Below are 6,522 nucleotides of genomic sequence, written 5' to 3'. Positions count from 1 at the left end.
CCAGTGTCCGTCGTCCACCTCAATCCGGAAAAGACCATCAGTGATGGCGCCCGAGTAGAGGAAACCGTGCTGCAAAAGAAAGCAGCATAACGACTATATTAGGCGACAACTAGCTTGACGGCCACCGGTTCCGCGGCGAGTCCGTCGATTTCCTCCAAATGATTTCGGCATTTTTTTGGGGTAGAGATATAAACCCTCGCGGCGCAGGCAAAAATGTTCACAGGAACACCGTCAGGCTGGCACCGGACACCGAGACCATCCAATCGCACCTGCGGGAGTCGGTGCGAGTGATGCGCGATGCTGCCGATTTAACCGGCAGCATCGAAAAGGCGATCCACTGGTTCAAGAATCATCCGCGGCTCTTTCGACTACAGGACGCCGCAGGACTTCGTTTCAAAAAGGGGGTATTCCGGTCCTTCGTGACCAGCGGTTTAGGTCTACGTGACTGGCCATCTCGGTCCACCGTGTCCGATTTCGGCCGCCACCGGAATGTGCTGTCACGCCAACGATGAAAAATATCTGAATTCGACTGGCGTCATGACGTATCACTCACTATGTGTGTAAACGTACACAGAAAGCCTCACATTGCCGCTATGATATGTCCTAAATTACAACGCGGCACCGTTGCCGCACTATGCCGCTCCAAAATGTAATCGAAGATCTGTAATCTCTCGGCGGAAAGATGGGTAGTACAAGATTATGGAAACGCTACAGATATCTCATTTCGAAATCCTCAGCTACATAATTGAGAGGGCTCCAATGCAAAATCGTCTTAATACTATTAATTCGGTAATCTCAGATGCGCTGTTCGTAGTCATCACTTACCGCATCCAATATGATAGCGCTAGCGTATTTGAGAAACCGCAATGCGGTTAAACAGACTTATTTGCATTTCGCCACACGGCCTCGACGCAGTACGCAATAATTGCGGCCCATTGAGTAAATGGGACATATGTATTGCATCCAGCATTCAGGAGGCTGACCAAATTTTACAGACTCAACAATATAAGGTTGGGCTGCTTCTTGACTTTATTGGCATCGAATCGTCCGCCGAGGCGTATCGATTCTTTAACCGCCATAGTAATATTCGTTGGATCGGATTGCTCGATCGAAAAATTCTCGATTGTCCGGAAACGCGCGCACTGGTCGCGGACAACCTGTCAGATTTTCAAACGTTGCCACTCGACCGCGCGCGCCTAAATTACACTATTGGCCATGCGTTTGGATTTGTATTGCTACGCGAGCGTGTTGCAGATGTAGAACAAATAGGTGTCGTTGACGCCATACTGGGAAATTCGATAGCAATTATTTCTTTGCGCTCTCAGATCCGAAAAATTGCGCGCACCAACGCACCAGTGCTTATCTGGGGAGAAAGCGGTAGCGGCAAGGAACTCGTTGCGCACGCAATCCACATGAATTCATCGCGCGCAGGTGGTCCATTTGTGCCGGTTAATTGCGGAGCGTTCGCTGCCAGTCTGATTCAATCGGAGTTATTCGGCTATGAAAGTGGGTCTTTCACTGGTGCAGCGAAAGGAAAGGCGGGACTTCTCGAGTCAGCCGCGGGCGGTACGCTTTTCCTTGACGAAATTGGTGATCTGCCCTTGGATAGCCAAACGAATTTTTTGCGGTTCCTGCAGGAGCGCACCATAACGCGGATTGGCGCTACCCGGGAAATTTCTGTGGACGCACGCGTCATCGCAGCATCGCATGTGAACTTGAAAGATGCGGTGGCGCGGGGACAATTTAGGGAAGACTTGTATTACCGCTTGAATGTTTTGCCGATAGAAGTTCCGTCGCTGCGCGCACGCAGGGTCGACGTGTCCTTGTTGTCCGAGCATTTTTTTAAATTTTACAATTTCGAAAAAGGTGCACACGTGAAGGGATTCAGCAGAAAAGCGCTGATGGCCTTGGAACGTTACGATTGGCCGGGCAATGTGCGCGAACTGATCAATTGTGTGCGCCGTGCGATGGTCCTAGCAGACGGTGCCATGATCATGCCATCAGATTTAAACTTGGCCGACCCGTCGACATTGTTCAACGGCGACGCGTTAGGCGAATCTCGCATGAGCGCTGAGCGTGATGCCATCTGTCTCAGTTTAGCCATTGCCAAGAAGAACGTCACTCATGCGGCTCGCGATCTAGGTGTGTCCCGCATGAGCTTATATCGGCTGATTGCAAAGCACAACATAACGGTTTAGGGCTCGCTGGTTGGTGGATGATTTTCAAGTGAGAAATCGAAACAAGTTAAACTTGGATCGAACGGTTCGCTGATCACCGCCGCTAACTTAAGTTCGCTGGCCAGCAATCCGGCTTCTGCACATTCTTATTGCACCATGACGCTGCACGCAGGTATCCGCTGATGAACTACTTCGTCGCTTATCCTCTTGAGCCCTTGCCCTCATGATGAGAAATCGATTATTCTGATTTTTTTCGCTATTGAAAGGCGGCAATATGTTCTCCCAAAACAAAGAGTACACCCGTGTTCTATTTTTTACCGCCATGGTTCTCTGCGGGTGCAGTCAAGGGGAGCCATCAGAGAGAGACATTTTCGATGCAATGGTCGAATCTGGTATCGCCAATAACGGCGATCCAGGCACCGTAAAAATTGGATGTAAACAAGACGGAGAAAAAGCCTATCGCTGCGACGTCCGCTCCAGAGACCGCAAAGGGGTGCTAATGCCTCTACGATTCGTCAAGAAAGATGCCGGTTGGCGGATATCAGGCGAATAGTAATACACTCATCACTTAGATAATTTTTGCAAGTTCGATATGGCGCCAGTCGCTGCAATATTTTTCGCTCATGCTTAATGTCTGTCGGCAAATACCCTGAAACTGGCTTTTGGCCGACTCACTCTAGCGCGGTAGGTGCCTGCTAAGGGAGTAAGACGTTCCACGCAGTAGTTTTTCGACACCCTCGGACGAATTTTCCCGCGTGAGGGAAATATCAAATATTCGCATTCATCAGCACACTCGCGCGGAAAGCGCATCCGCAACTCTTACACCTCGATTCGCGGTTTCTGACGGCGCAGGCAAATTCTCGTGCACAATTTTGTTTTCGGCTTCCTAGAATAGAATATTGACGTCGTTACAATTCCGATATGATTTGATAGAGGCGGCGACTGTATGGGCGTGTCGACTTTAAGTTGGAAATGCTGTGATTTTCCGAGAAGAAATTTCGAACGCGCGCTCAGCTGGTTTTCGGTCGACAGGACGCCAAGAGTCTTTGGTCGAGTCTCTCAAGGCTCATCCACAGCTAACTTAAGTTTTCGAACTGAATCGTGCGCACCCGCAGTTGCCATATAATCATCTTGTCAAAGGTGGTTGCAAGCGTGAGCGCTCCTATTTACGCCTTGCGACACAATCGCAGTTCCGGGGGGACGGTACATGGTTCTGTCGCATTAGCGAACATCGACGGGGTAATCGGGTAAGCTGCGGCGCCCGAACCCAGGACGACTCGACATGCTCAACTTCAAAGGGATGCGCTTTCCGATCGATGTGATCCTGGTCTGCATCCGCTGGTATGCGGCCTACCCGCTGAGCTACCGGCACCTCGAGGAGATGATGGAAGAGCGCGGCGTGTCGGTCGACCATTCGTCGATCAACCGTTGGGCGATTCGTTTCCTGCCGCTCATCGAGAAGATGGCCCGGAAACACAAGCGTCCGGTCGGCGGCAGCTGGCGTATGGATGAGACGTACATCAAGGTCAAGGGCGTCTGGAAATACCTCTACCGCGCTGTCGACAAGCAGGGCAAGAGCGTCGACTTCCTGCTGACAGCGAAGCGCGACATGGCTGCGGCGAAGCGCTTCTTCGACAAGGCCATGGGAGCGAACGGCGATCCGGACAAGGTCGCGATGGACAAGAGTGGTGCCAACAAGGCGGCGATCTATGCGATCAACGCCGGCCGCGACGTGCCGATCCTGGTGCGCCAAGTCAAATACCTCAACAACATCGTCGAGCAGGACCATCGCGCCATCAAGCGGGTGACCAGGCCGATGCTCAACTTCAAATCGTTCCGCTCTGCCGGCTCCGTGCTCGCCGGCATCGAGCTGATGCACATGATCCGCAAGGGCCAGTTCGCAATCGACGGCGCTGATGCAATGTCGTTCGCCGACCAATTTTCTGTGCTGGCAGGAATAGTCCGTCCGGTTTGAGCGGCACAATGCCGTCCTAGGGAAATTCTGTCGTTTGATCAACAACGCGACAGAACCCGAATTAGCACAACCCGTTTCAAATGCAAGCTGCTACACTTAACCCCATATCGTTATACACCTCAGGCGGTGCGTGAAAAATCTGTTTACATTCAAGCACTTGCGAATGGGCTTGTAAACTTTCAGGAAAAGGCGTTTACTTTCGGACTTTGGGTGACGCGTTGGCTACTGAATCGAAGCATTGGGTTGCGGAAGAATTTGCCGAAATGGACCTGGGCGATGCGCGTCTGAACAAGCGCGCACGGGTGGTGGTGGAAGCGTTCGCGGCCAAGCCGACGGCGAACATTCCGATAGCGTGCGATGGCTCGACGGACATGACGGCGGCCTACCGTTTCCTCGACAACGACGCGGTTACATGGGAGGGCATCATGGCGCCGCATTGGGAACGCACGGTACTGCGCATGAACGCCCATCCTGTTGTGCTTTGCCTGCAAGATACCACTGAGCTCGATTTCAACGGACAGAAGGTGCGCGGCCTCGGCCCGCTCAATTACGAGGCGCGCCGCGGCATATATGTGCATCCGTCCTATGCCGTGACACCCCAGCGTGAACCGCTCGGGGTGTGCGATGCTTGGATGTGGGCGCGCGAGGAACGGGACGCAAACGGTGTGCGCGGTGGCCAGAAGGAACGCGCACGCTGGAGCGAAGGCTACGAGCGGGTCGCCGAGATGGCGGCCAGAGTGCCGTCGAGCCGGTTGGTGTATGTGGCCGACCGGGAAGGCGACATGCTTGGCCTGATGCAGCGCGCCAAGGCGCTGGGCACACCAGCCGACTGGTTGGTACGCGCCAAGCACAACCGGTGTTTGCCCGACGGCGACAAGCTGTGGGAACGCACCTGTGCCGGCGAGCCGTTGGGCCAGATCGTCTTCACGATGCCATCGCGCCATGGCATCAAAGAGCGCAAGGTACGCCAAGAACTGTGGGCCGCATCGATCGAGCTGCATGCAGGCAAACCGGGAGCCGTTACCGTAACGTGCGTGATCGCACGCGAAATCGATGCGCCCAAAGGCACCAAACCAGTCGAATGGCGCTTGCTGACGAACCGCGCCGCGCCAACGCTCGACGATGTCATCGAGCTCATCGATTGGTACCGGGCGCGCTGGGACATAGAGATGTTCTTCAATGTACTGAAAAATGGATGCAAGGTCGAATCGATGCAACTGGGCAGCATCGAAGGGATCGAGCGGGCGCTGGCGCTGTACATGGTTGTCGCCTGGCGCATCGCTCACCTGATGCGCTTAGGAAGGACCTGTCCCAAGCTCGATGCCAGCCTCTTCTTCAGCCCCGACGAGATCCACGGCGCCTATCTGTTGACGAACACCAAGCAGCCAGTGGATCGGATGCCAACACTGAACGAGGTGCTGCGCTTGGTAGCGCGCTTGGGCGGCTTCATTGGCCGCAAGAGCGATGGCGAGCCAGGCGTTGAGACTATCTGGTTGGGCCTTCAAGAGGTACGGGTATCGGCTGCAACGATTGCAGCATTACGAGAACGATGAGTTGTGTATAACGATATGACTCAACCCTCACTTCTGGTCCACTGTACATCAAATCTCTACGACCTCCCATCAATTTCAGCCAACCGTGATACTGCGGGATCTAGTTATGTCGAACGCGCACGCCCTTGCTTTGGAGGAAAAGTAGTGAAATTACCAGTCTCTTTCACTGAATCTGTAAGACTTGTCCGTGAGCGAGGAGCACGGGCGACAACTTTGCTTCACAATAGTAGCCAGCTTGTGAAAATTGCGGTTGAGTTAGCCGACCCCGTACAAGACGTCGAGGCGTCCTTCGATGCGGCAATATCTCTGTCTCTTTGCCATACGACCTATAATATGGCCATTGAATTAACGAAGCAGGTCGCCCGGCAGGCAACCGACGCAGCCCTTGGCATCAGGAGCGTGATAGGCTGGGACAGCCACTCTTATCATGCTGAGCCCAGAAATGGACTTGATACCTTACTCGGCCTTGAACGCGCGCTCCATCAACTTGCCGTGGACGCAAACTCCACTAAACTGTGCGACGGCACGCAATCGGCCATTGTTGCATTGATCGGCCAGCGTATTAGAGCTATGGCACTCGCCGCCCATCAAAATACTCTATATGCGGTTGCCAACGCGAAGGCGGTTGAGGCAGTAGGGGCACTAGCGATTGAAACGATTAGGGCGCTCGAACGAGGTGGTCGTGGATAGGGTTCTGTCGCATTAGCGAACATCGACGGGGTAATCGGGTAAGCTGCGGCGCCCGAACCCAGGACGACTCGACATGCTCAACTTCAAAGGGATGCGCTTTCCGATCGATGTGATCCTGGTCTGCATC

At 53.7% G+C, this 6,522-nt stretch carries 6 protein-coding genes; 5 read left to right on the top strand and 1 reads right to left on the bottom strand.

Annotated features, from left to right (window positions below; all coding sequences use genetic code 11):
• Nucleotides 1–217: 217 nt before the first annotated feature.
• The gene (locus CR105_RS29315) at nt 218–346 is read right to left on the bottom strand and encodes a hypothetical protein (protein ID WP_267873921.1); all 129 of its coding nucleotides are present in this window, start codon (nt 344–346) and stop codon (nt 218–220) included.
• A 589-nt stretch (nt 347–935) separates the two neighbouring features.
• Here CR105_RS29315 and CR105_RS26810 point away from each other — a divergent pair.
• From CR105_RS26810 to CR105_RS26795, 5 genes are all read left to right on the top strand, one after another.
• A complete protein-coding gene (locus CR105_RS26810; protein WP_229414149.1) occupies nt 936–2,198 on the top strand; it encodes a sigma-54 dependent transcriptional regulator in 1,263 nt (420 codons plus the stop codon).
• A gap of 253 nt (nt 2,199–2,451) precedes the next feature.
• The gene (locus tag CR105_RS28100; RefSeq protein WP_131021905.1) at nt 2,452–2,730 is read left to right on the top strand and encodes a hypothetical protein; all 279 of its coding nucleotides are present in this window, start codon (nt 2,452–2,454) and stop codon (nt 2,728–2,730) included.
• A gap of 729 nt (nt 2,731–3,459) precedes the next feature.
• Entirely contained in the window at nt 3,460–4,152 is a 693-nt protein-coding gene (locus CR105_RS26805) for an IS6 family transposase (RefSeq protein ID WP_099793964.1), read from the top strand.
• A gap of 206 nt (nt 4,153–4,358) precedes the next feature.
• Complete coding sequence (locus CR105_RS26800) at nt 4,359–5,705, top strand: IS4 family transposase (protein WP_099793962.1); 1,347 nt, start codon at nt 4,359–4,361, stop codon at nt 5,703–5,705.
• Nucleotides 5,706–5,849: 144 nt separating this feature from the next.
• Nucleotides 5,850–6,395, top strand: a complete 546-nt coding sequence (locus tag CR105_RS26795; protein WP_131021909.1) for a hypothetical protein — start codon at nt 5,850–5,852, stop codon at nt 6,393–6,395.
• Nucleotides 6,396–6,522 lie beyond the last annotated feature (127 nt).

This window comes from Massilia eurypsychrophila, assembly GCF_002760655.1.
Lineage (GTDB): Bacteria > Pseudomonadota > Gammaproteobacteria > Burkholderiales > Burkholderiaceae_D > JAFCUW01.
The sequence above is the reverse complement of the archived record's forward strand: the minus strand, read 5'-3'. Positions and strand labels throughout refer to the sequence as shown.

Coding starts and splice junctions, on each gene's coding strand:
- CR105_RS28100 (WP_131021905.1), top strand. CDS start 2,452: ATGTTCTCCCAAAACAAAGAGTACACCCGTGTTCTATTTTTTACCGCC.
- CR105_RS26805 (WP_099793964.1), top strand. CDS start 3,460: ATGCTCAACTTCAAAGGGATGCGCTTTCCGATCGATGTGATCCTGGTC.